At 68.5% G+C, this 21,169-nt stretch carries 22 protein-coding genes; 11 read left to right on the plus strand and 11 right to left on the minus strand.

What is annotated here, in order from left to right:
- Positions 1-132: 132 nt before the first annotated feature.
- Entirely contained in the window at positions 133-2,223 is a 2,091-nt protein-coding gene (gene recG, locus AC1DCG_RS19070; protein ID WP_477028687.1) for an ATP-dependent DNA helicase RecG, read from the minus strand.
- A gap of 100 nt (positions 2,224-2,323) precedes the next feature.
- Here recG and AC1DCG_RS19075 point away from each other — a divergent pair, with 100 nt between their 5' ends.
- Entirely contained in the window at positions 2,324-3,052 is a 729-nt protein-coding gene (locus tag AC1DCG_RS19075; RefSeq protein WP_477028607.1) for an alpha/beta fold hydrolase, read from the plus strand.
- Here the strand turns inward: AC1DCG_RS19075 and AC1DCG_RS19080 are convergent.
- From AC1DCG_RS19080 to tcyJ, 5 genes are all read right to left on the minus strand, one after another.
- On the minus strand, positions 3,049-3,717 hold the full coding sequence (locus AC1DCG_RS19080; protein ID WP_477028608.1) for a hypothetical protein: 669 nt from the start codon (positions 3,715-3,717) through the stop codon (positions 3,049-3,051). The genes AC1DCG_RS19075 and AC1DCG_RS19080 overlap by 4 nt on opposite strands.
- Positions 3,718-3,825: 108 nt before the next feature.
- The gene (locus AC1DCG_RS19085; RefSeq protein WP_165255382.1) at positions 3,826-4,137 is read right to left on the minus strand and encodes a hypothetical protein; all 312 of its coding nucleotides are present in this window, start codon (positions 4,135-4,137) and stop codon (positions 3,826-3,828) included.
- Between the two features lie 63 nt (positions 4,138-4,200).
- A complete protein-coding gene (locus AC1DCG_RS19090) occupies positions 4,201-4,941 on the minus strand; it encodes an amino acid ABC transporter ATP-binding protein (RefSeq protein ID WP_477036904.1) in 741 nt (246 codons plus the stop codon).
- Complete coding sequence (gene tcyL / locus AC1DCG_RS19095) at positions 4,938-5,591, minus strand: cystine ABC transporter permease (RefSeq protein ID WP_165255386.1); 654 nt, start codon at positions 5,589-5,591, stop codon at positions 4,938-4,940. Before tcyL ends, AC1DCG_RS19090 begins: the two co-directional genes overlap by 4 nt.
- Positions 5,592-5,594: 3 nt before the next feature.
- Positions 5,595-6,392 (minus strand): cystine ABC transporter substrate-binding protein, encoded by a 798-nt coding sequence (gene tcyJ, locus AC1DCG_RS19100; protein WP_477036905.1) that lies wholly within the window; start codon positions 6,390-6,392, stop codon positions 5,595-5,597.
- A 170-nt stretch (positions 6,393-6,562) separates the two neighbouring features.
- On the opposite strand from tcyJ, the gene AC1DCG_RS19105 reads away from it, so the two are divergent.
- Positions 6,563-8,035 carry a M48 family metallopeptidase gene (locus tag AC1DCG_RS19105; protein ID WP_477036906.1) on the plus strand — a complete coding sequence of 491 codons (1,473 nt, stop codon included), beginning with the start codon at positions 6,563-6,565 and terminating at the stop codon, positions 8,033-8,035.
- A gap of 62 nt (positions 8,036-8,097) precedes the next feature.
- Positions 8,098-8,583, plus strand: a complete 486-nt coding sequence (locus tag AC1DCG_RS19110) for an SRPBCC family protein (RefSeq protein WP_477028612.1) — start codon at positions 8,098-8,100, stop codon at positions 8,581-8,583.
- Here AC1DCG_RS19110 and AC1DCG_RS19115 read toward each other — a convergent pair.
- Complete coding sequence (locus AC1DCG_RS19115; RefSeq protein WP_477028613.1) at positions 8,570-9,685, minus strand: beta-ketoacyl-ACP synthase III; 1,116 nt, start codon at positions 9,683-9,685, stop codon at positions 8,570-8,572. The genes AC1DCG_RS19110 and AC1DCG_RS19115 overlap by 14 nt on opposite strands.
- Before the next feature lie 309 nt (positions 9,686-9,994).
- Here AC1DCG_RS19115 and AC1DCG_RS19120 point away from each other — a divergent pair, with 309 nt between their 5' ends.
- Positions 9,995-10,531 carry a porin family protein gene (locus tag AC1DCG_RS19120; protein WP_477028614.1) on the plus strand — a complete coding sequence of 179 codons (537 nt, stop codon included), beginning with the start codon at positions 9,995-9,997 and terminating at the stop codon, positions 10,529-10,531.
- A gap of 71 nt (positions 10,532-10,602) precedes the next feature.
- On the opposite strand, the gene AC1DCG_RS19125 is transcribed toward AC1DCG_RS19120, so the two are convergent.
- Positions 10,603-11,010 carry a DUF805 domain-containing protein gene (locus tag AC1DCG_RS19125; RefSeq protein ID WP_477028615.1) on the minus strand — a complete coding sequence of 136 codons (408 nt, stop codon included), beginning with the start codon at positions 11,008-11,010 and terminating at the stop codon, positions 10,603-10,605.
- 138 nt (positions 11,011-11,148) lie between these two features.
- On the opposite strand from AC1DCG_RS19125, the gene AC1DCG_RS19130 reads away from it, so the two are divergent.
- Together AC1DCG_RS19130 and AC1DCG_RS19135 are read left to right on the plus strand one after the other, a co-directional pair.
- On the plus strand, positions 11,149-11,538 hold the full coding sequence (locus tag AC1DCG_RS19130) for a hypothetical protein (RefSeq protein WP_477028616.1): 390 nt from the start codon (positions 11,149-11,151) through the stop codon (positions 11,536-11,538).
- Entirely contained in the window at positions 11,535-12,518 is a 984-nt protein-coding gene (locus tag AC1DCG_RS19135) for a sterol desaturase family protein (RefSeq protein ID WP_477036908.1), read from the plus strand. Before AC1DCG_RS19130 ends, AC1DCG_RS19135 begins: the two co-directional genes overlap by 4 nt.
- A 32-nt stretch (positions 12,519-12,550) precedes the next feature.
- Here AC1DCG_RS19135 and AC1DCG_RS19140 read toward each other — a convergent pair whose 3' ends face one another.
- The gene (locus AC1DCG_RS19140) at positions 12,551-13,858 is read right to left on the minus strand and encodes an oligogalacturonate lyase family protein (RefSeq protein ID WP_477041608.1); all 1,308 of its coding nucleotides are present in this window, start codon (positions 13,856-13,858) and stop codon (positions 12,551-12,553) included.
- The gene (locus AC1DCG_RS19145; RefSeq protein ID WP_477036909.1) at positions 13,855-15,819 is read right to left on the minus strand and encodes a rhamnogalacturonan lyase; all 1,965 of its coding nucleotides are present in this window, start codon (positions 15,817-15,819) and stop codon (positions 13,855-13,857) included. Before AC1DCG_RS19145 ends, AC1DCG_RS19140 begins: the two co-directional genes overlap by 4 nt.
- Before the next feature lie 349 nt (positions 15,820-16,168).
- On the opposite strand from AC1DCG_RS19145, the gene cysT reads away from it, so the two are divergent.
- From cysT to AC1DCG_RS19170, 5 genes are all read left to right on the plus strand, one after another.
- Positions 16,169-17,038 carry a sulfate ABC transporter permease subunit CysT gene (cysT, locus tag AC1DCG_RS19150; RefSeq protein ID WP_477028620.1) on the plus strand — a complete coding sequence of 290 codons (870 nt, stop codon included), beginning with the start codon at positions 16,169-16,171 and terminating at the stop codon, positions 17,036-17,038.
- The gene (gene cysW / locus AC1DCG_RS19155; protein ID WP_165255408.1) at positions 17,038-17,883 is read left to right on the plus strand and encodes a sulfate ABC transporter permease subunit CysW; all 846 of its coding nucleotides are present in this window, start codon (positions 17,038-17,040) and stop codon (positions 17,881-17,883) included. Before cysT ends, cysW begins: the two co-directional genes overlap by 1 nt.
- Before the next feature lie 18 nt (positions 17,884-17,901).
- Positions 17,902-18,921: a sulfate/molybdate ABC transporter ATP-binding protein gene (locus AC1DCG_RS19160; RefSeq protein ID WP_477028621.1), complete on the plus strand. Its 1,020-nt coding sequence runs from the start codon at positions 17,902-17,904 to the stop codon at positions 18,919-18,921.
- A 159-nt stretch (positions 18,922-19,080) separates the two neighbouring features.
- A complete protein-coding gene (locus tag AC1DCG_RS19165) occupies positions 19,081-19,272 on the plus strand; it encodes a hypothetical protein (RefSeq protein WP_477028622.1) in 192 nt (63 codons plus the stop codon).
- Between the two features lie 10 nt (positions 19,273-19,282).
- Complete coding sequence (locus AC1DCG_RS19170; RefSeq protein ID WP_165255413.1) at positions 19,283-20,143, plus strand: SPFH domain-containing protein; 861 nt, start codon at positions 19,283-19,285, stop codon at positions 20,141-20,143.
- 39 nt (positions 20,144-20,182) lie between these two features.
- Here the strand turns inward: AC1DCG_RS19170 and AC1DCG_RS19175 are convergent, their stop codons facing one another.
- The gene (locus tag AC1DCG_RS19175; RefSeq protein ID WP_477036911.1) at positions 20,183-21,169 is read right to left on the minus strand and encodes a transglutaminase family protein; all 987 of its coding nucleotides are present in this window, start codon (positions 21,167-21,169) and stop codon (positions 20,183-20,185) included.

Consider the following 21,169-nt stretch of genomic DNA (forward strand, 5'->3'; position numbering starts at 1 on the left):
CCGGTGGGGGTCAGCGCAGGCGCTGAGAACCCCCTCAGTCGCTCTGCGACAGCTCCCCCAGAGGGGGRGCATCTGCGCCGACCAAGATCCTCCCCCTCTGGGGGAGGTGGCCCGAAGGGCCGGAGGGGGCCGTCAGCCCGCGTCGTTCAGGCCCGACGCCGGTTTCCAGTCGAACAGCGCCTGCAGGGTCCGTACGGCCTCGCCGCGCGGCGAGGAAAGGTCGGGGTCGCGGGCCAGGATCAGGCGGGCGTCGTCGGCGGCTACGGCGATCAGGTCGCGGTGGGCGACGGGGTCGGCCAGGTGGTAGGCGGGAAAGCCGCTCTGCTTGAGGCCCAGCGGGTCGCCGCCGCCGCGCAGTTCCAGGTCCTTTTCGGCGATCTCGAAGCCGTCGTCGCTGCGCCGCAGGATGTCGAGGCGCTGCTGGGCGACCTCCGACAGCGGCGGATCGTACAGCAGCACGCAGGAGCTTTCGCGCATGCCCCGGCCCACCCGTCCGCGAAGCTGATGAAGCTGCGCCAGGCCGAACCGGTCGGCGTGCTCGATGACCATGATGCTGGCGTTGGGCACGTTGACGCCCACCTCGACCACCGTGGTGGCCACCAGCACCCCGACCTCGCCGTCGACGAAGGCCTGCATMACCGCGTCCTTCTCGGCCGCCGGCATCTGGCCGTGCACCAGGCCGACGCGGGGACCGAGGATCTTGCGCAGGTCGGCGGCGCGGTCCTCGGCGGCCCGCAGGTCGACCTTCTCGGACTCCGACACCAGCGGGCAGATCCAGAAGGCCTGGGCGCCGCCCTCGATGGCGCTGCGCAGGCGATCGACGATCTCGGGCACGCGCGGCGTCGGCGCCGCGCGGGTGGCCACCGGCGTGCGGCCCGGCGGCTTCTCGTCGATGCGCGAGACGTCCAGGTCGCCGAACACCGTCAGTTCCAGCGTTCGCGGGATCGGGGTGGCCGACATGGCCAGCAGGTGCACCCCCCATTCTGCGTCTTTGGGGCCCTTCTCCTGCAGCCGCCGGCGTTCGTTGACGCCGAACCGGTGCTGCTCGTCGATGATGGTCAGGGCCAGGCTCTGGAACGCCACGTCGTCCTGGAAGAGCGCGTGGGTGCCCACGGCCACCGCGGCCGAGCCGTCGGCCAGCTTCTGCAGCTTGGCCGCCCGGGCTGCGCCCTTGTCGCGTCCGGTCAGCAGCACGACCGCCAGGCCCTGGGCCTCCAGCGGCGGAGCGAGGGTCTCGTAGTGCTGGCGGGCCAGGATTTCGGTCGGGGCCATCAGGGCCGACTGGAAGCCGGCGCCGGCCGCGTCGGCCATGGCCAGCATGGCCACGACGGTCTTGCCCGAGCCGACGTCGCCCTGCAGCAGGCGGCTCATCCGCTCGCCATGGGCCAGGTCGCCGCGCACCTCCGACAGCGCCCGCACCTGGGCGCCGGTCAGGCGGAAGGGCAGGGCCTTCTCGGCCGCCTCGGCCAGCGGGCCCGAGACGATGCGCGGGCCGGGCTGGGCGCGCTTGCCGGCCTTGCGCTGGGCCAGGGCCAGCTGGTGGGCCAGAAGCTCGTCATAGGCCAGGCGTCGCCGCGCCGCCGACATCGGCGAAAGGTCGATCTCGCCCTCGGGGCCGTGCAGGCGCTCGAAGGCCTCGCGCCAGGGCGGCAGGCCCTCGCGGGCCATCCAGGCGGCGTCCTGCCACTCGGGCAGGGCCTGGGCGCGGGAAAGCGCCTCTTGAGCGAACTTGCGGAAGGTGCGCGAGGGCAGGCCGGCGGTGGCGGGATAAACCGGCTCGATCGGCGGGATCTCGTCGATCCGCTCGGCCTCGAGCATGTAGTCGGGATGGGCGACCTGGATCTCGGAGCCGAACCGCTCGACCTTGCCGCTGACGGCCCGCCGCGTTCCGACCGGATGCTGGCGTTCCAGGTGCGGGCCGTGGCCCTTGAACCAGACCAGGGTGACGAATCCGGTCTCGTCCCAGCCGCGGATCCGCCAGGGCTGCCCCGAACGCTGCGGCGGCAGGTGGGCGTCGATCGTCACGACGAAGGTCTGGACCTGGCCGTCCTGGGCCATGGCGGCCGTGGTCGCCGTGCGGCGGATCAGGCTCTGGGGCGGGGTGAACAGCACATCGCGCACGATCGGCCCGGCCAGCTTCTCGACCAGGGGCGCGACGCGGGGCCCGACCCCCTTGAGGGTCGAGATCGCGGCGAACAGGGGAAAGAGCGACTCGGGACGCATCGGCGGGAGGATAGCCAAGCCGGGGTGTTCTCGTCCCGTTCGCCTTGCGCAAATTTGTGGACCGGCCTGACTAGCGGCCCGCTTTCACGGAGACTCGCCCATGCCGTTCGCCAGCCATCGCGGCCAGCAGATCCACTACACGGTGGAGGGGACGGGACCGCACGTGGTGCTGCAGCACGGCCTGTTCATGGACGCCGACAGCTGGCGGGCCAACGGCTTCGTCGCGGCCCTGGCCGATCGCTTCACGGTGGTCTGCGTCGACTCGCTGGGCCATGGCCTCAGCGACAAGCCGGCGGACGCCGCGCTCTACGCCCAGGACCAGCGGGCGGGCGACATCGTGGCGGTGCTCGATGCGCTCGGCGCGGAGAAGGCCCACCTGGTCGGCTACTCGATGGGCGGCTGGATGGCGGTGGGCGTGGCCAGGCATCACCCCGAGCGCCTGGCCTCGCTGGTGATCGGTGGCTGGGACCTGGCGGGCGGCGTGCCCAGGGGGCCGGCCGGACCGATCCGCTTCGACATCTTCTGGGGCTTCAGCCAGCAGGTCGCGCCGGCTCTGGTGCAATGGGTGACGCCCGAAATCCTGCCGGCCATGCAGGCGTACTTCGAGGCGCTGAACACGCTGGAGGGCGCTTCCGTGGCGGTGCTCGGCGCGGGCGTTCCGGTTCTGCTGTGGGACGGAACGGCCGATCCCTATCACGCGCCGTCCCAGACGTTCGCGGCGACCCACGGGCTGCCGTTCATCTCGACGTCGGGCGACCACCTGCAGGCGATCATGGCCCCCGAGCCTTCGGTGATCTCCGAGATCGCCGCCTTCCTGGCGCGAGCCTAGCTGGCGGGCTTGGCCGGCTCCGGCTGGCCCTTGGCCCGGTTGAAGTAGCCGTAGCAGACCTTCTGGCCCAGCAGGCTCCAGCCGCTTGCGAATGTGGCGGGCTTGAGTTGCGCAGGCTTGGTCGGCGCGGTGACGTTCGGATAGGTGTTGGTCAGGAACGGCGTCAGCTCGCCCTTCCAGTCGGCCATGTCGGCCGGCGCGGTCAGGGCGGGGCGCGGCGTGTCGAGCACGTAGAACTTCTGGCTGTTCATGCTGTAGCCCGGAAGCTTGATGGCGATGTCGGCCAGGGCAGGGCGCGCGTCCAGCTTGCCCAGGAAGGTCACCTCGCCAGGCTTGACCTCGAAGGAGACCGTGCCGCCGTTGAAGCAGTCGTACCAGGTGGCCTGATGGCTGACGGCGGTCACGGCGTAGACGCCGGGCTTGGCCCGCGAGACCGCGTAGCGCATGGCCGGACTGGCGTAGAGGGTGACGTAGCCCTTGCTCTCGATCCGAGACTGGGCGGGGTCGAAGCTGGCGGCCTCGATCTGGTAGGTCGCCGGGGTGGGAACCAGCTCCATCACCACCAGGCCGTCGGCCGCGTCGGCCGCGAAGAAGACCTTGTCCGGCGCCGTGGTGGCGCAGGCCGAAAGAAACAGGACGCCGAAAAGAGCCGCCGCAAGCCGCATTTGAGAATCCCCCGCTATGCGGGTGGATGGGCGCATATGCGCGGCTGGCGGGCAACGGCCAAGTTTGGGGCTCGGCCGGTCATGGGCGACCGGCCGATGAAAACGCCCTCAGTCTTCCGCTTGCGCGGGGTTGCCCACCGGCGACAGCTCGGCCAGCAGATCGGCCAGTTCGTCGGCGCGCGCGGCGCCCGAGACGTTCAGGCGGATGTAGAGATGCTCGGCGGCGTGCTTCTCGGCCGCCTCGGCGAAACCGCGCGTGGAGTCGTGCAGATTGTTGGCCTCGCCGGCGAACACCACGACGCCTTCGGCGTTCACATAGAGATAGTTGCCGGCGATCGTGGTGCGCGGGTCGCGATCCTCGGCCAGCTTGTAGCGATAGACGGCGCCGGAGGCGCCTTTCAGGTCGATATAGGGTTTCACGAATCCTCGCCTCTAGACACACGCGGCGTAGCCCGGGAGGGGTGCGGGGCGCCAGAGGCTAAATTATGGCTGCAAGCTTCGCAATTTACTGAGAAACCTTCTCGTTCGATCTTCGCGGGGTTCGGTGAACAGCGTCGCCGAGGGGCCTTCCTCGAGGATGCGGCCTTCGTCCATGAAGATCGTCCGGTCCGCGACCTCGCGGGCGAAGTCCATCTGGTGGGTGACGATGACCATCGTCCGCTTCTCGGCGGCCAGGTCGCCGATCACCGCCAGCACCTCGCCGACCAGCTCGGGATCCAGCGCCGAGGTCGGCTCGTCGAAGAGGATGACCTCGGGGTCCATCGCCAGGGCCCGGGCGATGGCGCAGCGCTGCTGCTGGCCGCCTGAAAGGGCGCCGGGATAGGCGTCGGCGCGATGGGCCAGCCCCACCTTGGTCAGCAGCTCCAGGGCCCGTTCCCGAGCCTTGGCGGGCGGTTCGCCGCGCACGACGACCGGCGCCTCGGCCACGTTCTCGATCGCCGTTTTGTGCGGGAACAGGTTGAAGTTCTGGAACACGAAGCCGACGCGGCCCTTCAGGGCGCGGGCCAGCGGAACCTTGCCGCCGGCCTCGACGCCGGCGATCGACAGGGTTCCGCCGTTCAGCGCCTCCAGGCCGGCGAGGCAGCGCAGCAGGGTGCTCTTGCCCGAGCCGCTGGGGCCGATGACGGCGACGACCTCGCCGGGCGCGACGGTCAGGTCGACGCCGTTCAGCACGGCGGTGTCTCCGAAGCGCTTGGAAAGGCCCCTGGCCTGGATGGCGCTCATCGGCGGGCCTCCGCGCGGCGTTCCAGCCAGCCCTGGCCCAGGGCCAGCAGGCTGGAGACGATCCAGTAGATGGCCGCGGCGCTGAGATACATGGCGAAGATCTCGTACGTGCGGGCGGTGATCAGCTGGGCCTGGCGGAACAGTTCGGGCACCTGGATGGTGGCGGCCAGCGAGGTGTCCTTCACCAGGCTGATGAAGCTATTGGACAGGGGCGCCACGGCGGTGCGCGCGGCCTGGGGCAGGATGATGCGGCGCATGGCCTGGCCGCGCGTGAGGCCCAGCACGGCGGCGGCTTCCCATTGGCCCTTGTCGACGGCGGCGATGGCGCTGCGCAGGATCTCGCCCGCGTACGCCGCCACGTTCAGCGAAAAGCCGATCCCCGCCGCGATCAGCGGCGGCAACTCCAGGCCCAGTTGCGGGAGGCCGTAATAGATCAGGAACAGCTGCACCAGGAGCGGCGTGCCCCGAAACGCCGAGACATAGACGGCCGCCGGCCAGCGCAGGAGCGGCGATCGCGACAGCCGCATCAGGGCCAGGCCAAAGCCCAGCAGGAGGCCCAGGCTCATGCCGATCAGGCTGAGCAGGATGGTGTAGACCGCGCCCTTCAGCAGCAGCGGAGCCGACTGGGCGATGAGCTCGGCGGCGTCCATCGGCTAGACGGTCACGTCCAGGCCGAACCATTTCTGCGAAATGGCCGCCAGGCGTCCGTCGGCCCGCAGCGCGTCGATGGCACCGTCGACAAGCACCTTCAGCGCCGGGTCGCGCTTCATGACCACGCCCTGGCTCTGCGGGGCGAAGGGCGGGCCCGCGGCGACCAGGTCGGGCGCGGTCTTCAGGAAGTCGGCGGCGACCAGGCGGTCGTTCAGCACCGCGTCGATGCGGCCGGCCCGCAGGTCCTGGTACTTGGTCGGGTCGTCGTCATAGGTGCGCACCTCGGCCTTGGGCTGGTTCTGGCGGAGCCACTGCTCGTAGTGGGTGCCAAGGCCCACGCCGACCCTCTTGCCGGCCAGGTCGGCGGGACCGGCCACGCCCGTCTTGCCCTTGGGCACGATGATCAGGATGCCCGAGACCGTGTAGGGCTTGGAGAAGTCGTACTTGGCGGCGCGTTCGGGGGTGATGGTGATCTGGTTGATCACGACGTCGGTGCGGCCCGATTCCAGCGCGCCCAGCAGGCCGGCGAACGGTGCGGCGACGAACTCCGGCTTGACCTTCATCTGCTCGGCCAGGGCCCTGGCGAAGTCGACGTCGAAGCCGGTCAGCTGGCCGTCGGCGCCCTGGAAGTTGAACGGCGGATAGGTGCCCTCAAGGCCGATGCGCAGGGTCTTGGTCGCCTCGACCCGCGCCGCGCCGCTGGTTCCGCCGGCCGCGTCCTTGCCGCCGCAGCCGGCGAGGGTCAGCGCGCCGCCGGCCCCCAGGCCCAGCAGGATGTCACGACGGGCGGGGAATCGCATGGCGGGCCTCGAAACGAAGGTCATCGGTCCAGTTCTATACCGCTGCGGCGGGGCCGCCAGGGGCAAGGCGACGGGATCGCTGTCCGAGCTCCACCTGACGGCGATTTAACCTGACGCGGACGGCCGGCTCTGGCTTGCTGCCGGGCAGCATGCCTTCGGGGGAAGCAAGGATGGCTCAGAGCTTCGATCCGGCCGCGGCCACGGCGGCCTATCTGGCGCAACTGCCGCCGGAGGCGCACGCCCGGGCCGTCGCCTACACGCAGGGCGGCCACTGGCTGCTGCTATGGGGTGCGCTCGTCGCGCTGCTGGTCTCGTTCCTCATCGTGCGCAGCGGCGTCCTGGTCGTGCTGCGGCGCAAGTTCGAGGGGCGGCGCAACCGGCCGCTGCTGGTCAGTTGCTGGATCGGCGGCCTCTACATCGTCTTCGACGCCGTCCTTTCGCTGCCCTGGACCGTCTACAGCGACTGGTGGCGATCCAGGCAGTACGGCCTGACCAGCCAGGCCTTTGCCGGCTGGCTGACCGAGGGCGCGATCTCGCTGGCCATCAGCGCGCTGATCGGCGGCCTGTTCTTCGCGGCTCTCTACGCGCTGATCCGCAAGGCGCCGCGCACCTGGTGGCTGTGGAGCGGCGGTCTGACCGCGGCTTTCATCGCCGTCGGCATGCTGCTGGCGCCGCTCTACATCGAGCCGATCTTCAACAGGTACACGCCCGCGCCGGCCGGACCTGTTCGCGATGAGGTCGTGGCGATGGCCAGGCAGGTCGACATGCCGTCGGACAAGATCTTCATCTACGACGGCTCCAGGCAGTCCAACGCCTACACCGCCAACGTCTCGGGCCTGTTCGGCTCGGCCCGGGTGGCGATGAGCGACACGATGTTCAAGAAGGGCGCCGACCTTGCCGAGGTGCGCGGCGTCGTCGGACACGAGATGGGCCACTACCGACGCCACCACTCGCTGTGGATCGCCGGCGTGATGAGCCTGCTGGCGATCCTGGCCTTCTTCCTGGTCGACCGGTTGTTCGTCCCGGCCTGCCGGCTGCTGGGCGGCGACCAGGTCCGCGGGCTTTCCGATCCCGCCGGCCTGCCGGTGTTGAGCGCCGTGCTGACCGTGCTGTTCCTTCTGGCCACGCCGATCACCAACAGCCTGATCCGCATCGCCGAGAGCGACGCCGACCGCTACAGCCTCGTGCATTTCAACGAGCCCGACGGCCTGGCCAAGGCGCTGGTCAAGACCATCGAGTACCGCGCGGCCACGCCCGGCCGGCTGGAGGAGATCGTCTTCTATGACCATCCCGCCGTGGGCCGCCGCATCCAGCGGGCCATGGAATGGAAGGCCGCGCACCCCAAGCCCGCGCCCAAGGCCGTCTCCGACGCCGCGGCCAGGGCGGCCTTCATCGGGCGGGTCGTGGTCTTTCCGAACATGCCGGTGGGCATGGACGGCATCGCTCTGAGGGCCGACGGAAGCTGGTTCGAACGGCACGACTTCGGCTGGTCCAAGGGCCGCTACGTCGTCGCCGACGGAAATCTGTGCCTGGACGACGAGCGGGGCGCGCGTCGCTGCTACGCCATCGCCCGCACGGAGACCGAATGGACGCTGGCGCTGAAGGGGGCGGCGCCGGTTCAGGTCAAGCTTGAGGCGATCTGACGACAAGCCTTCGCAGTGATCCGACCGGAGCCCCGCGCGTTCCTCTCGCGAAGGAGCCCCCGATGTTCGAACCGATCGTCAGCGAGATCACCGTGGAGACCCTGCCGGCCGAGGCCTTCGCCCGCTTCGTCGGCGACATGGGCCGCTGGTGGCCGATGGCCTACAGCCGCAGCGGCGCGCGGTTCGCCACCGTGCATGTCGAGCCGGTGGCCGGCGGCAGCTGGTTCGAGGTCGACCGTGACGGCGTCGAGAGTCCGTGGGGCGACGTGCGCGCCTATGATCCGGGCCACCGCTTGGTGGTCGGCTTCAACGTCGCGCCCGACCGCGGCGTCGAGCCGCTGGAGCGCCAGAGCGAGGTCGAGTTTCGCTTCGAGCCGGCGGGTGAGGGCGCGCGGGTCGTGGTCGAGCACCGCGATCTGGATCGCCATGCCGAGGGCGGGAAAGCCATCCGCCAGGGGATGGCTTCCGATCACGGCTGGCCGCTGATCCTGGCGTCCTTCGCGCGAGAACTCAGGTTCCCGCGCGCGGCGCCGCTCAGCGCTTCCTGACGAACACCGTGCCGGCCGAGTAGCCGGCGCCGAAGCTGCAGATCAGGCCGGTGTCGCCGGGGGCGAAGTCGTCGTTGGCGCTGTGGAAGGCGATGATCGAGCCGGCCGAGCTGGTGTTGGCGTACTCGTCCAGGATGATGACGTTCTCGCCGGCTTCCGGGTCGCGGCCCAGCACCTTGCGGGCGATCAGGTCGTTCATGTTGATGTTGGCCTGGTGCAGCCACAGGCGCTTGAGGGCCGTGGCGTCCAGGCCGATGTCGCCGGCGTGCTCGACGATCATCTCGCTGACCATCGGCACCACCTCGCGGAACACCTTGCGGCCTTCCTGCACGAACAGCTTGTCCTTGGCGCCGACGCCCTCGGGGGCGGCGTTGTTGAGGAAGCCGAAGTTGTTGCGGATGTTGTTGGAGAACTGGGTCTTCAGGCGCGTGCCCAGGATCTCCCAGCCGCCCGTGGCCTGCGAGGCCTCTTCCAGGATCACCGCGGTGGCCACGTCGCCGAAGATGAAGTGGCTGTCGCGGTCCTTGAAGTTCAGGTGGCCCGAGCAGATCTCGGGATTGACCATAAGCACCGCCTTGGCGCTGCCGGTGGCGATGAAGTCGGCGGCGGTCTTGATGCCGAAGGTGGCCGACGAACAGGCCACGTTCATGTCGAAGGCGAAGCCCTCGATTCCCAGGGCCTGCTGCACCTCGATGGCCATGGCCGGATAGGCGCGCTGCATGTTCGAGGCCGCGCAGATCACCGCGCCGATTTCCGAGACGGGCTTGCCCCAGGCGGCGATCGCCTGCTGGGCCGCCTTGACGGCCATTTCGGCCAGGATGGAGATCTGGTCGTTCGGGCGCTCGGGCAGGTTCGGGCGCATGACCTCGGGGTCGATGATCCCGTCCTTGTTCATCACGTAGCGGGCCTTGATGCCCGAGGCCTTCTCGATGAACTCCGGCGAGGAAGGGGCGAGCGCCGTCACTTCCCCGGCGGCGATGGCCTGCGCATTGGCGGCGTTGAAGCGTTCGACATAGGCGTTGAAGGCGTCGACCAGTTCTACGTTCGAGATGCTGAACGGCGGGGTGTAGAGCCCCGTGGCGGCGATGACGGCTTGATGCAAGGCGGCGGTCCCGATGGGCCGGCGCGCGACATGGGCGCGCCGATCTGATCACTGTTTGGACGCGATCAATAGCACGCCCGGCGCGCGCGTCACCTGCCAAGCGGCCGTGTCCTGGCTGCATCGCCTGTGGCTATTCGACCTGCCGCAAGGGAACTTTCGAGCCTTGGCCATAATCGCCGGTCCAAATGTCGGAAACGTCACGCAATGGCCCCAAACAGGTCAGGGTGCGGTCAAATACGGGCCTCGTTGCCCCAATACCCAAAGGAGGCTGAKGGAGCACAAGAAATCCCAGTACCAGGAGTAAAAATAATGAAGGTTCTCATGTCTGCGGCCGTGGCCGCCATGTCGGTCGCTGCTGTTCCGGTTCTGGCTCATGCTCAATCGAGCTCGCCGGAAATCTACGGCAACCTTGGTTACAACAGCTCGCGCGCCGAAGGCGCCGATACCGGCGCCATCCAGGGCCGCCTGGGCGCAAAGCTGACCCCGCACTTCGGCGTCGAGGGCGAACTGTCCGGCGGCGTGAAGGACGACAACATCGACCGCGCCGGCGTCCGCTCCAGCATCGAGCAGACTCACTCGGCCGCCGTCTATGGCGTCGGCTTCCTGCCGGTGACCCCGAACATCGACCTGATCGGCCGCGTCGGTTACGGCAACACCCAGTTCAAGCAGAAGCTGGCTGGCGTTGAGAGCAAGTTCGACGCCGACAGCGTCAACTACGGCGTCGGCGCCCAGTACAAGTTCGACGACAAGAACGGCGTGCGCGTCGACTACACGCGCCAGCAGTTCCGCGACAACGACGCCGACGACGCCAACGTCGTGTCGGTGGGCTACGCCCGCAAGTTCTAGGGCTTGGGTCAAAGAAAAAGCGCGCCGCTCTCCTTCGAGGGCGGCGCGCTTTGCCTTGTCTGGTCGAAACCTCAGGCGAAGGTTTCGGCGGCGTCCTTGTGGGTCTGCTTCGGATCGGCGCCGAACTTGTTCGGGCCGGTGGTGCCGGGCAGCAGGTAGAAGACCAGCAGCACGATGGCGCCGATCAGCGGGATCAGGCCGATGAGGATCCACCAGGCCGAACGGTCGGTGTCGTGCAGGCGGCGGAACGAGACCGCGAGGCTGGGAACGAGCATCGCCAGCGAGAACGCCAGGTTCACCAGGCTCAGGGCGTCGAAGCCGCCGTTCTCCAGGCTGTCGAAACCGCCCGTGGCGATCCGCAGGATGGTGATGGCCATGCTGACAGCGAAGGTGAACAGCGCGAAGAGCCAGTATTCCGAACGACGAGCGCGTCCGGAAAATTGCGCGTACTTGCGCAGCGGTTCGAACATCAAAGACATACCCGTTTCCCTTACCCCGCGTGATGCGTGCGGTTCGCAACTTGAGCGGCGAATCCGGTTGCGTAAACCCCTGTTCTGACGCTTGACGTGATCGCTGGTCGGCCAGACCTTCGACCCAAAACGGGGGAGGAGGCGGCGATGGACAAGGCGCTGCTCGTGCAGTTGCTGGGCTCGGCGCTCGCCGTCGCCCTGCTGGTGGGTCTTTCGGCCTGGGCGGGGATCGCGCGACCGACGGCGCCGCTGGACGAGGCGGCCGCTCGGCGGCTGCTGGCGGACGAGTTTCCGGATCATGGGGTCACGGCCGTCTGGATCGGCGGCGACGGCGCCAGCGTCGTGGCCCGCGCGGACGAGGATCTGGCGCTGGTGCTCTGGCGCAAGGGCGACGGCTATGTGGCGCGTTCAGCCGCCTGGCGCGACGTCGTCGCGGCCCGTCCCGCCGAAGGGAGCGTGCGCCTGGCGGCCGTCGACGGCGCGCCGCGGCTTCGCCTGGGGCAATGCCCCTGGCCGCCGCAGGAGGCCGCCGCATGAAGCCCGCCTTCGATCCAGTCCAGCTGGCCATTCCGTTCTTCGTGGTCGCCATCGTGCTGGAGGTCCTGCTGGCCCGCTTCGGCAAGGCGCGGGCTAACTACGAGCCGCGCGACGCGGCCACCTCGCTGATGATGGGGCTGGGCAGCACGATCGCCGGCCTGCTGACCGGCGGCGCGGTCTTCGCCGCCAGTCTCTGGGCGTACGAGCATCGGCTGTTCACGATCCCGATGACCGCGGTGTGGGCCTGGGTCGTGCTCTTCTTCGCCGAAGACCTGACCTACTACTGGTTTCACCGCCTGGCGCACGAGCGACGGTTCTGGTGGGCCAGCCACGTCAACCACCACAGCTCCACCCACTACAACCTGACGACCGCGTTGCGACAGACCTGGACCGGCGGCGTGGCCGGGACCTGGCTCTTGTGGCTGCCGCTGTCCTTCCTCGGTTTCCCGCCGGCCATGGTGGCGATCCAGAAGGGGATCAGCCTCGTCTACCAGTTCTGGATCCATACCGAGGTCGTGCGCCGCATGCCGGCCTGGTTCGAGGCGGTGTTCAACACCCCTTCGCACCACCGGGTGCACCACGCCCGCAACCCGCGCTATCTCGACGCCAACTACGCGGGGATCCTGATCATCTGGGACCGGATGTTCGGCACCTTCATCCCCGAGGACGACGCCGAACCGTGCCGCTACGGGATCGTGCGGAACCTGCCCAGCTTCAACCTCTTCACCAACGTCTTCCACGAGTGGATCGGCATCGCCAAGGACCTGGCGGGCAGCCGCTCGCCGCGCGAGGTGATCGGCTATCTCTTCGGGCCGCCAGGGTGGAGCCCCGACGGCTCGCGGGAGACCTCCCACACCCTGAAGGCCAAGTGGCGTGCGCGGGAGGAGAGGGCGACGGCCGAGGTCAGGGGAGAAATCCCCGCCCTTCGACAGGCTGAGGGTGAGGATTTACTGCAAGGCCGGAAGTCGCCCTCATCCTGAACTTGTCGAAGGACGAGGGCTTCATCCCGAGCCTACTTCGCCTTGGCCAGTTCCACCGCGTAGACGTGGTTGGCGCCGTGCATGTTGGAGCGGAACACCATCCACTTGCCGTCGGGCGTGAAGTTGACGTTCGGTTCCAGGCGGTAGTCGTGGGCGCTCATGTTGACCAGCTTCTCGGCGTCGATGACGCCGGGGCGGATCAGGTGCTCGGAGTCCGGGGCGTGGATGCCGGCCACGTCGGGAATGCCGCGCGGGTGCATCAGATAGAGCCACTTTCCGTCGGGCGCGTGGGCGACCATCTCGCTGTCGCCGCCGTCGCCGGCGAACAGCTTGCCGTCGGGGCTGGAGTTGAAGTGCACCGACCAGGCGTTGCGCTCGACGTGGTACCAGGTGYGCTTGCCGGTGGCGATCTCGTAGCCGGCCACCCAGAAGTCTTCGCCGCGCGGGGTCTGCAGGTCGTACCAGACGGTCTTGCCGTCGGCGCTGAACCACTCGTGGCCGGCGATCTCCATGTTCATGGTCCGGGTGTGGATCTTCACCGGCTTGGCGCCCGGCTGGTCGGTGCGCAGCAGCCACAGCCGGTCGACCTTGTGCCAGGGACCCTCGTGGCAGAACATCAAGAGGTTCGGATCGGTCGGCGAGAACTGCAGGTGGTTCAGCCAGTCGGTCGCCGCGTGCACGACGCGCTTCTCGCCCGTGCGGGTGTCGATGACGAACATCTCCATCGGGATCTTCGATTCGAGCCGCTCGTTCAGGCGCACTTCCTTGGCCTCGGCGAAGCTCAGCGGCTTGCCGTCCGGACCGACCGCCTCGTAGGCGGCCTGGTCGAAGCGGTTATCACGCTTGAGCATGCCGTCGGGACGGGTCTCGATCTCGGGCTTGGTGACGACCACGCCGCCCAGCAGGGTCTCGTCGGCGTTGATCGTCTGGATGTCGCCGCGGTCGAACCTGGCGACCACGCGCACCTTCTTGCTGTCGATGTCGACGGCCTTGACCACCCGGGTCTTGCCCTCGGTGACGATGTAGTAGGCCGAGCGGGTCTTGCGGCCGACGAACAGGAACTTGCCGTCCTCCTCGACCAGCGGCACCAGTTTGCGGGTGGCCAGGTCAACCGTGCTCAGGCCCTTGGGCGTGGCGATGACCAGCTTGTCGCCCTGGGGCGTGTAGCCGTTATAGTTGAAATAGAGGCTGCTGGAGCCAGGCTCGTCCGACAGGCGCACGACGCGGTGGCCGGTGTCCTTGTCGATCCACTCGCGCGGCGGCTGGGCGGCCGGCGCTTGGGCGAAGGCGGGGAGGGCGAGGGCGAAGGCGGTCGCCAGGCCGATCAGGACGGTTTTCACGGCTTCACCTTCACGGCGGCGACGTTCGGACGCTCGGGGTTCTTCATGCCGTGCCCCAGATAGAAGCTGGTGTGCGGCGGCTGGTTGTAGGCGGTGTTCTGCCAGGCGATCCCGGCGCGATAGACAGGATCGTGCATCAGGGTGACCAGGCGGCGATCGGTCGGATAGGGCGTCACGTAGATGCGCAGGAAGGTGTTGTCCTCCGAGCGCAGGATGACCTCCTCGCGCCAGTCGCCCAGGATGTCGGCCGACAGGGTCGGGGTGGCCTTGGTGCCGTTGTTCGAGGTCATGCCCTCGGCGTTCAGCAGCACCTTGCTCTCGCCCTTCAGCCAGTCCCACTTGAAGATCTTGTTGCGGTCGAGCAGTTCGCGCAGTTCGTCGCCATCCCACCAGACGCCGAAGTTCATCTGCGGCGGGCGCTTGACGCCTTCGATCGGCTTGCCCTTGACGGTGTAGAGGACGTCGGAGTTGCTGGCCCAGGCCTCGGCGCCCGGGAAGCGCGGATCGATGTCGAAGGCGACGCCGCGGCCGGTGTCCTTGTCGGTCGGCGTGGTCCACAGCACTTCGCCGGTCTTGGCGTCGACCATGGCCGAGCCGATGCCGCCGTTCATCTTCGGGCTCTCGTTGACGCCGAAGCGCTCGAGGCCCGGACGGTCGGGGTCCAGGTCGCCCAGGTGCAGGGCGTCGCCGTGATAGAGCTTGGCGGTCCACAGCGGCTTGCCGTCGGCGTCCAGCGCCATCGAGCCGTAGACGATCTCGTCGCGGCCGTCGCCGTTGAGGTCGCCGATCGACAGCTGGTGGTTGCCCTGGCCGCCGAAGCCTTCCGGCACGCCGGGGGCGGCGCTGTCGAACACCCAGCGCTGGGTGATCTTGCCGTTCCTGAAGTCCCAGGCGCTGACCGTGGTGCGGGCGTAGTAGCCGCGGCCCATGATGATGCTGGGATGCTGGCCGTCCAGATAGGCCGTGCCCGCCAGGAAGCGGTCGGAGCGGTTGGCGTAGCCGTCGCCCCAGAGCTTGGTCATCTGCTCGGTGGTGGGGGCGTCGGTGGTCGGATCGCGCGGCGCGGCGAACGGAACCGAATCCAGGGCGGCGCCGGTGCGGCCGTCGAACACGGTCAGGAACTCCGGTCCTTTCAGGATCCGACCCGTCAGCTTGGCGACCATGGCGCCGTCAGGCTTGATCTCGGCGCCGGTCTTGTCCTTGGTCGGGGTTTCGACCGGGCCGCCGCGCCAGTCGGCGTTGGCGTCGCCCAACACCTTGCCCGTACCGTCCACCGTGCCGTCCGAGGTGCGCACGGCGATCTCGGCCCGGCCGTCGCCGTCGAAGTCGAAGACCTGGAACTGGGTGTAGTGGGCGCCGGCGCGGATGTTGCGGCCAAGATCGATGCGCCACAGGCGCTTGCCGTCCAGCGTATAGGCGTCCAGCAGCACCGGACCGGTATAGCCCGAGAAGGCGTTGTCCTTGGAGTTGGTCGGATCCCACTTGAGGACGATCTCGTAGCGGCCGTCGCCATCCAGGTCGCCGACGCTGGCGTCGTTGGCGGTGTACTCGTAGGCCACGCCGTCGGGGGTCACGCCGCCGGCGGGCTTCTGCAGCGGGATCGTCAGGAAGCCGTCCTTCAGGGCGATGGTCTCACCCTCGACCGGGCCGTCCTTGCCCTTGGTCACGGTCTTGAGGGTGTAGCGCGATCCGGCGACGCCGGCCTTGTCGACGAAGTTGGTGGCGAAGGCGAGCGGCTTGGCGTTCAGCTTCTTGCCGTCGCGATAGAGATTGAAGGCCAGGCCCGGAGCGTCTTCGCCGGTGTAGCGCCAGGAGACCAGCACGCCGCCGTCGACGGCGGGGGCGGCGACCAGGCCGCGGTCGAGATGCTCGACCTGGCGCGGGGCGGCGAGAGCGGGCAGGGCCAGCAGCGAAGCGGCGGCAGAGGCCAGCATGGCGGCCTTGCGAAGGCGGTAGGGCATTGAGCTTCCCCCCAAGGGATTATGCGCGTTGTTGGGGCGATCTTCGCATGCCGACCAAAAGTCGCAAGAAATTTCCCATAAATTGCATCGTTGTTTCATATATTGAAATTCAAGCTTCGCAGGTTGAGTTCCGGCGCGGATTTCGCTTCGCGGTTTGGCTTGTGCGGGGCAGGGTGCCGAACGGACAGTTTTTCTACGGGGCTCGCCCGAGAAATCTCAATTGACCCCATCGGCGCAGTGGAGATTTAAGCGCTCCAACTTGGCGCCGGTTCGACGTCGAGGCGCCGCGCGCGCATTTGTTCACCCAAAGGCCGCGTGCCGCAGCCGGAACCAGGACGACGATCAGGACATGACCGCCGACTCCCTTGCCGCGCAACGCCCCGCCGCGGCGCGCCGCCCGCTGTTTCGCAGGCGGTCAGCGATTCCCGGGTTCGGCCTGACCCTGGGCGTGACGCTGTCGATCCTGTCGCTGGTGGTGCTGATTCCCCTTTCGGCCGTCGCGCTGAAGGCGGCCGAGCTGTCGCCGTCCGAGTTCGCGGCCGCCGCCTTTTCCGAGCGCGCCCTGGCCGCCTACCGCCTGACCTTCGGGGCTGCGCTGGTGGCGGCGATCGCCAACGGCGTGTTCGGCGTGCTGACCACCTGGGCGCTGGTGCGCTACGAGTTTCCGGGCAAGACCATCATCAACGCGCTGGTCGACCTGCCCTTCGCCCTGCCGACCGCCGTGGCCGGCATCGCCCTGGCCACCCTCTATGCGCCCAACGGCTGGATCGGGCAGTTCCTGACCCCGCTGGGGATCAAGGCCGCCTACAACCCGGCCGGCGTCACCATCGCCCTGATCTTCATCGGCCTGCCGTTCGTGGTCCGCACGATCGAGCCGGTGATGCGCGACCTCTCGGCCGACGTCGAGGAGGCCTCGGCCAGCCTGGGCGCGGGGCGCCTGCAGACGATCTGGCGCGTGATCCTGCCGGCCCTGGGGCCGGCCTGGCTGACCGGCTTCGCCATGGCTTTCGCGCGTGGCGTCGGCGAGTACGGCTCGGTGATCTTCATCGCCGGCAACATGCCCTACAAGTCTGAGATCGCGCCGCTGCTGATCATCATCCAGCTGGAGCAGTTCCAGTACGCCCAGGCCGCTTCGATCGCGGTGGTCATGCTGGTGGTGTCGTTCCTGATGCTGTTCGTCATCAACGCCATCCAGGCCTTTTCCCGGAGGTTCGTCTGATGGCGCGCGCCCGTCACCCCACCGAGGATCCGACCTGGGTCAAGGCGCTGGTCATCGGCGTCGTCATGGTCTTCCTGGCGCTGGTGCTGATCCTGCCGCTGGTCGCGGTGTTCGCCGAGGCCCTGCGCAAGGGCGTGCCGGCGGCCGTCGAGGCCGTGCTGCACGAGGACGCCCTGGCGGCGGTCAAGCTGACCCTGCTGACGGCGGCCATCGCTGTGCCGTTCAACGCGATCTTCGGCCTCTGCGCCTCCTGGGCCGTGGCCAAGCACGACTTTCCGGGCAAGGCTTTCCTGATCACCCTGATCGACCTGCCGTTCTCGGTTTCGCCCGTCGTGGCGGGCCTGATCTACGTGCTGGTGTTCGGCATGCAGGGCTGGCTGGGCGAATGGCTGCTCGACAACGACCTGAAGGTCATCTTCGCCGTGCCCGGCATCGTGCTGGCCACCGTGTTCGTGACCTTCCCGTTCGTCGCCCGCGAGCTGATCCCGCTGATGCAGGAGCAGGGAACCAGCGAGGAGGAGGCCGCCATCTCGATGGGCGCTTCTGGCCTCTACACCTTCTGGCGGGTGACCACGCCCAACGTGCGCTGGGGCCTGCTGTACGGCGTGCTGCTGTGCAACGCCCGGGCCATGGGCGAGTTCGGCGCGGTGTCGGTGGTCAGCGGCCACATCCGCGGCCTGACCAACACCATGCCGCTGCATGTCGAGATCCTCTACAACGAGTACGACTTCGTGGGGGCGTTCGCGGTCGCGGCTCTGCTGTGCCTGCTCGCCATCGTCACCCTCGTGCTGAAGACCGCCCTCGAAGTCGCCCAGCCGGCCGTTCGCGGCCGCGGCGGACACTAAACGGAACGCGAAGACGCCATGACCATCTCCATCCGTTCCGTCCAGAAGCAGTTCGGCCGCTATCCGGCGCTGAACAACGTCGATCTGGAGATCGCCGACGGCGAACTGCTGGCGTTGCTGGGGCCGTCGGGCTCGGGCAAGACCACGCTGCTGCGCGCCATCGCCGGCCTGGAGTTCCCCGACGCCGGCCAGGTGCTGTTCCACGACAAGGACGTCACTTACGCCTCGGCCGCCGCGCGCCGGGTGGGCTTCGTCTTCCAGCAGTACGCGCTGTTCAAGCACATGACCGTGGCCAAGAACATCGCGTTCGGCCTCGACGTTCGGAAGGGCAAGGACAAGCCGCCGAAGGCCGAGATCGTCAAGCGCGTCGACGAACTGCTCAAGCTGGTCGAGCTCGACGGTCTGGGCGGCCGCTATCCCTCGCAGCTGTCAGGCGGCCAGCGTCAGCGCGTGGCTCTCTCCCGTGCTCTGGCCGTGCAGCCCAGCGTACTGCTGCTGGACGAGCCGTTCGGCGCCCTGGACGCCACCGTCCGCAAGTCGCTGCGCAAGGAGTTGCGCCGCGTGCACGACGCCACGGGCGTGACCACGATCTTCGTCACCCACGACCAGGAAGAGGCGCTGGAGCTGGCCGACCGCGTGGCCATCCTCAACAAGGGCAAGATCGAGCAGATCGGCAGCCCGCGCGAGGTGCACGACAATCCGGCCTCGGCCTTCGTCTGCGGCTTCGTGGGCGAATCCAACCGTTTCGAGGGCAAGGTCGAGGGCGGCCGGTTCACCGCTGGCCCGCTGGCGTTGCCCGCCCCGGGCGTCGCCGACGGCGCGGCCGTGGCTTTCGTGCGGCCGCACGACTTCGTGCTCGCCGGAGAGGGCGTCGAGGCCAGGGTGGAGCGCGTCAACGCCCAGGGCGCCCTGGCGCGTGTCGACGCCGTGCTGGCCGATGGAACCCGGATCGAGATCGCCGCATCGCGGGCCGACGCCGATCGCTTCAATGGCGCGGTGACGTTGGCGATCGGCAAGAGCCACGTCTACGCGGCCTGAGCGGCGGCCCCCCTGGGCTCTGCCGCCGAAGATTAAATCGCGGCAATTACCGGGCGCCCTGATTGAAGGGGCGCCTTCCCCTGCCTAGCTATTGGATATCGCCGGTCCATGAGGGCTGAGGGGATGTTGGGGAAAGCTGTCGCACTTCTTACGATCTGGGTGGTCCTCGCGGTCGTCCTGGTTCGCGTCGTCGTGGGTCCCTTGTGGGGCTCGGGCACGGACCTGGGGCTGATTGCAGCGCCGCTCGCCTTCGCGCTCGGCGCGGCCGGACTGATCTTCCTGGCCTCGCGGTTCATCGCCATAGCGACCCGCCCGTCGAACGCTTCGAAACGCGCGCCCAAGGCGCATTGAGGGAAAATCCATGGCTATTCATTCGCCGCTGAACAAGCGGGCGATCCTGCTCGTCACTATCGCGGGCGCCGTGCTGGTGCTCGGCTCGTGCTCGGTGATCTCGCAGGGCACCACGGTCGAGCCCGGCAATGTCGGGGTCAAGATCAAGACCCTGGGCACGGGCGCGGGTGTCGCGCCCGAAGCGCTGCCGGCGCGTTGGTACTTCAGGGGGATCGGCGAGCGGATCGTCCAGTTTCCGGTGATCCAGCGCACCTACAGCTACACCCGCGACCGCGACGAGCGCGGCAACGAGAACGAGGAGCTGCAGTTCAGCGACAACACCGGTCTGCCGATGACGGCCGACGTTTCGGTGACGCTGCAGGTCAATCCGGCCTCGGCGCCCATGCTCTACCAGACCTACCGCCTGACCTTCGATCAGTTGCTCGACGGGCCGATCCGCAACGACGTGCGTTCGGCCATCGCCGCCGAGACCGAGAAGGTGTCAGTCGAGACGCTCTACAGCGGCGGTCGCCAGATGGTCGTTCAGAGGGCGCTGGCGCGGGTGTCGGGCAAGTGGGCGCGGCACGGCGTGAGCGTGTCGCAGATGGATTGGATCGGCTCGATCCGCTACCCGAGCGCCGTGGTCGACCGTATGCAGGAGAAGACCAAGCTGGAGCAGGAAGCCCTGGCCGCCAAGGCGCTGGAAGCCAAGGAGACGGCCCTGGCCAACGCCGCCATCGCCAAGGCGCGCGGCGAGGCCGAGGCGATCCGCATCAAGGGCGAGGCCATTCGCGCCAATCCCCAGGTCCTGCAGCAGCAGGCCATCGAGAAGTGGAACGGCGAGCTGCCCAAGGTCACCAGCGGCGCCACGCCGTTCGTGAAGATCGACTGATGAAGTTCGGCCCCGGTGGAGATCCGCCGGGGCCGTTTTCTATTGCTGCTGTTGTTGCTGCTGCTGGCGCTGCTGGTCCTGGTGGACCGCAGCGTCGCCGTTGCGCCGGCGCGCGCCGAACGAGGCCGGCTTGGCCAGGCGCAGGAACTCGGGTTCGGCCAGCGCCGCGCGAGCCCGGCGCACCGTCACGCCGACGGCCAGATGGCTCTCGGCGTCGCCCTTGTAGACCCCGCGCGAGGGCGTGACGTCGGCATAGTCGCGGCCTACGGCGACGGCCACGTGGCGCTCGCCGGTCAGGCAGTTGTTGGTCGGGTCGAACCCGACCCAGCGCAGGCTGGGCAGGAACACCTCGACCCAGGCGTGGGTAGCGTCGGGATCCGAGCGGTCGCCGGCGTCGCGGTCGGTGAACAGGTAGCCCGACACGTAGCGCGCCGGCAGGCCCCAGCTGCGGCAGATGGCCAGCATGATGTGCGCGAAGTCCTGGCAGACGCCGCTGCCGGCCTCCAGCGCCAGGTCGATGGGGCTGTCGGCGTCGGTGACGCCGGGCTGGTAGCCGAAGGACTGATAGAGGGTCTCGTTCAGGCGGCGCAGGGCCGTCAGCGGGTCGTGCCGGCGCAAGGCCTCCAGGTCGTGCTGGGCGATGAAGGCCAGCAGGCGCTCGGTGGTCTGCACAAAGCCGTGGGGCCGCAGGAAGTCGAAGCATTCGCCACGAACGAACTCGCTGCGCAGGCGATCCCATTCGCCGATGTCCAGCCGGTCGGGCAGTTCGACGGCGTGCTCGGTCTCCACCGCCGAGCGGGCGATGATGGTCAGGCGGTCGTGCGGCTGGGGCACGTCGAAATGGTAGACCGCGTTGCCGAAACTGTCGGGATAGGAAAACAGCTGGGCGGCCGGATCGAGGTCGAGCTCGAAGCTGACCAGCCGTTGGCGCGCGCCCTTCTGTGGCTGCATCCAAAGCTCCATCAGGCTTTCGCGGACGGGGCGCTCGTAGTGGTACTGGGTGACGTGGCGGATTTCGAGCAGCAT

It is taken from the genome of Caulobacter sp. 10L414 (assembly GCF_056395525.1).

Coding starts and splice junctions, on each gene's coding strand:
- AC1DCG_RS19075 (WP_477028607.1), top strand. CDS start 2,324: ATGCCGTTCGCCAGCCATCGCGGCCAGCAGATCCACTACACGGTGGAG.
- AC1DCG_RS19080 (WP_477028608.1), bottom strand. CDS start 3,717: ATGCGGCTTGCGGCGGCTCTTTTCGGCGTCCTGTTTCTTTCGGCCTGC.
- AC1DCG_RS19090 (WP_477036904.1), bottom strand. CDS start 4,941: ATGAGCGCCATCCAGGCCAGGGGCCTTTCCAAGCGCTTCGGAGACACC.
- tcyL (WP_165255386.1), bottom strand. CDS start 5,591: ATGGACGCCGCCGAGCTCATCGCCCAGTCGGCTCCGCTGCTGCTGAAG.
- tcyJ (WP_477036905.1), bottom strand. CDS start 6,392: ATGCGATTCCCCGCCCGTCGTGACATCCTGCTGGGCCTGGGGGCCGGC.
- AC1DCG_RS19105 (WP_477036906.1), top strand. CDS start 6,563: ATGGCTCAGAGCTTCGATCCGGCCGCGGCCACGGCGGCCTATCTGGCG.
- AC1DCG_RS19110 (WP_477028612.1), top strand. CDS start 8,098: ATGTTCGAACCGATCGTCAGCGAGATCACCGTGGAGACCCTGCCGGCC.
- AC1DCG_RS19120 (WP_477028614.1), top strand. CDS start 9,995: ATGAAGGTTCTCATGTCTGCGGCCGTGGCCGCCATGTCGGTCGCTGCT.
- AC1DCG_RS19125 (WP_477028615.1), bottom strand. CDS start 11,010: ATGTCTTTGATGTTCGAACCGCTGCGCAAGTACGCGCAATTTTCCGGA.
- AC1DCG_RS19130 (WP_477028616.1), top strand. CDS start 11,149: ATGGACAAGGCGCTGCTCGTGCAGTTGCTGGGCTCGGCGCTCGCCGTC.
- AC1DCG_RS19135 (WP_477036908.1), top strand. CDS start 11,535: ATGAAGCCCGCCTTCGATCCAGTCCAGCTGGCCATTCCGTTCTTCGTG.
- AC1DCG_RS19145 (WP_477036909.1), bottom strand. CDS start 15,819: ATGCCCTACCGCCTTCGCAAGGCCGCCATGCTGGCCTCTGCCGCCGCT.
- cysT (WP_477028620.1), top strand. CDS start 16,169: ATGACCGCCGACTCCCTTGCCGCGCAACGCCCCGCCGCGGCGCGCCGC.
- cysW (WP_165255408.1), top strand. CDS start 17,038: ATGGCGCGCGCCCGTCACCCCACCGAGGATCCGACCTGGGTCAAGGCG.
- AC1DCG_RS19160 (WP_477028621.1), top strand. CDS start 17,902: ATGACCATCTCCATCCGTTCCGTCCAGAAGCAGTTCGGCCGCTATCCG.
- AC1DCG_RS19170 (WP_165255413.1), top strand. CDS start 19,283: ATGGCTATTCATTCGCCGCTGAACAAGCGGGCGATCCTGCTCGTCACT.
- AC1DCG_RS19175 (WP_477036911.1), bottom strand. CDS start 21,169: ATGCTGCTCGAAATCCGCCACGTCACCCAGTACCACTACGAGCGCCCC.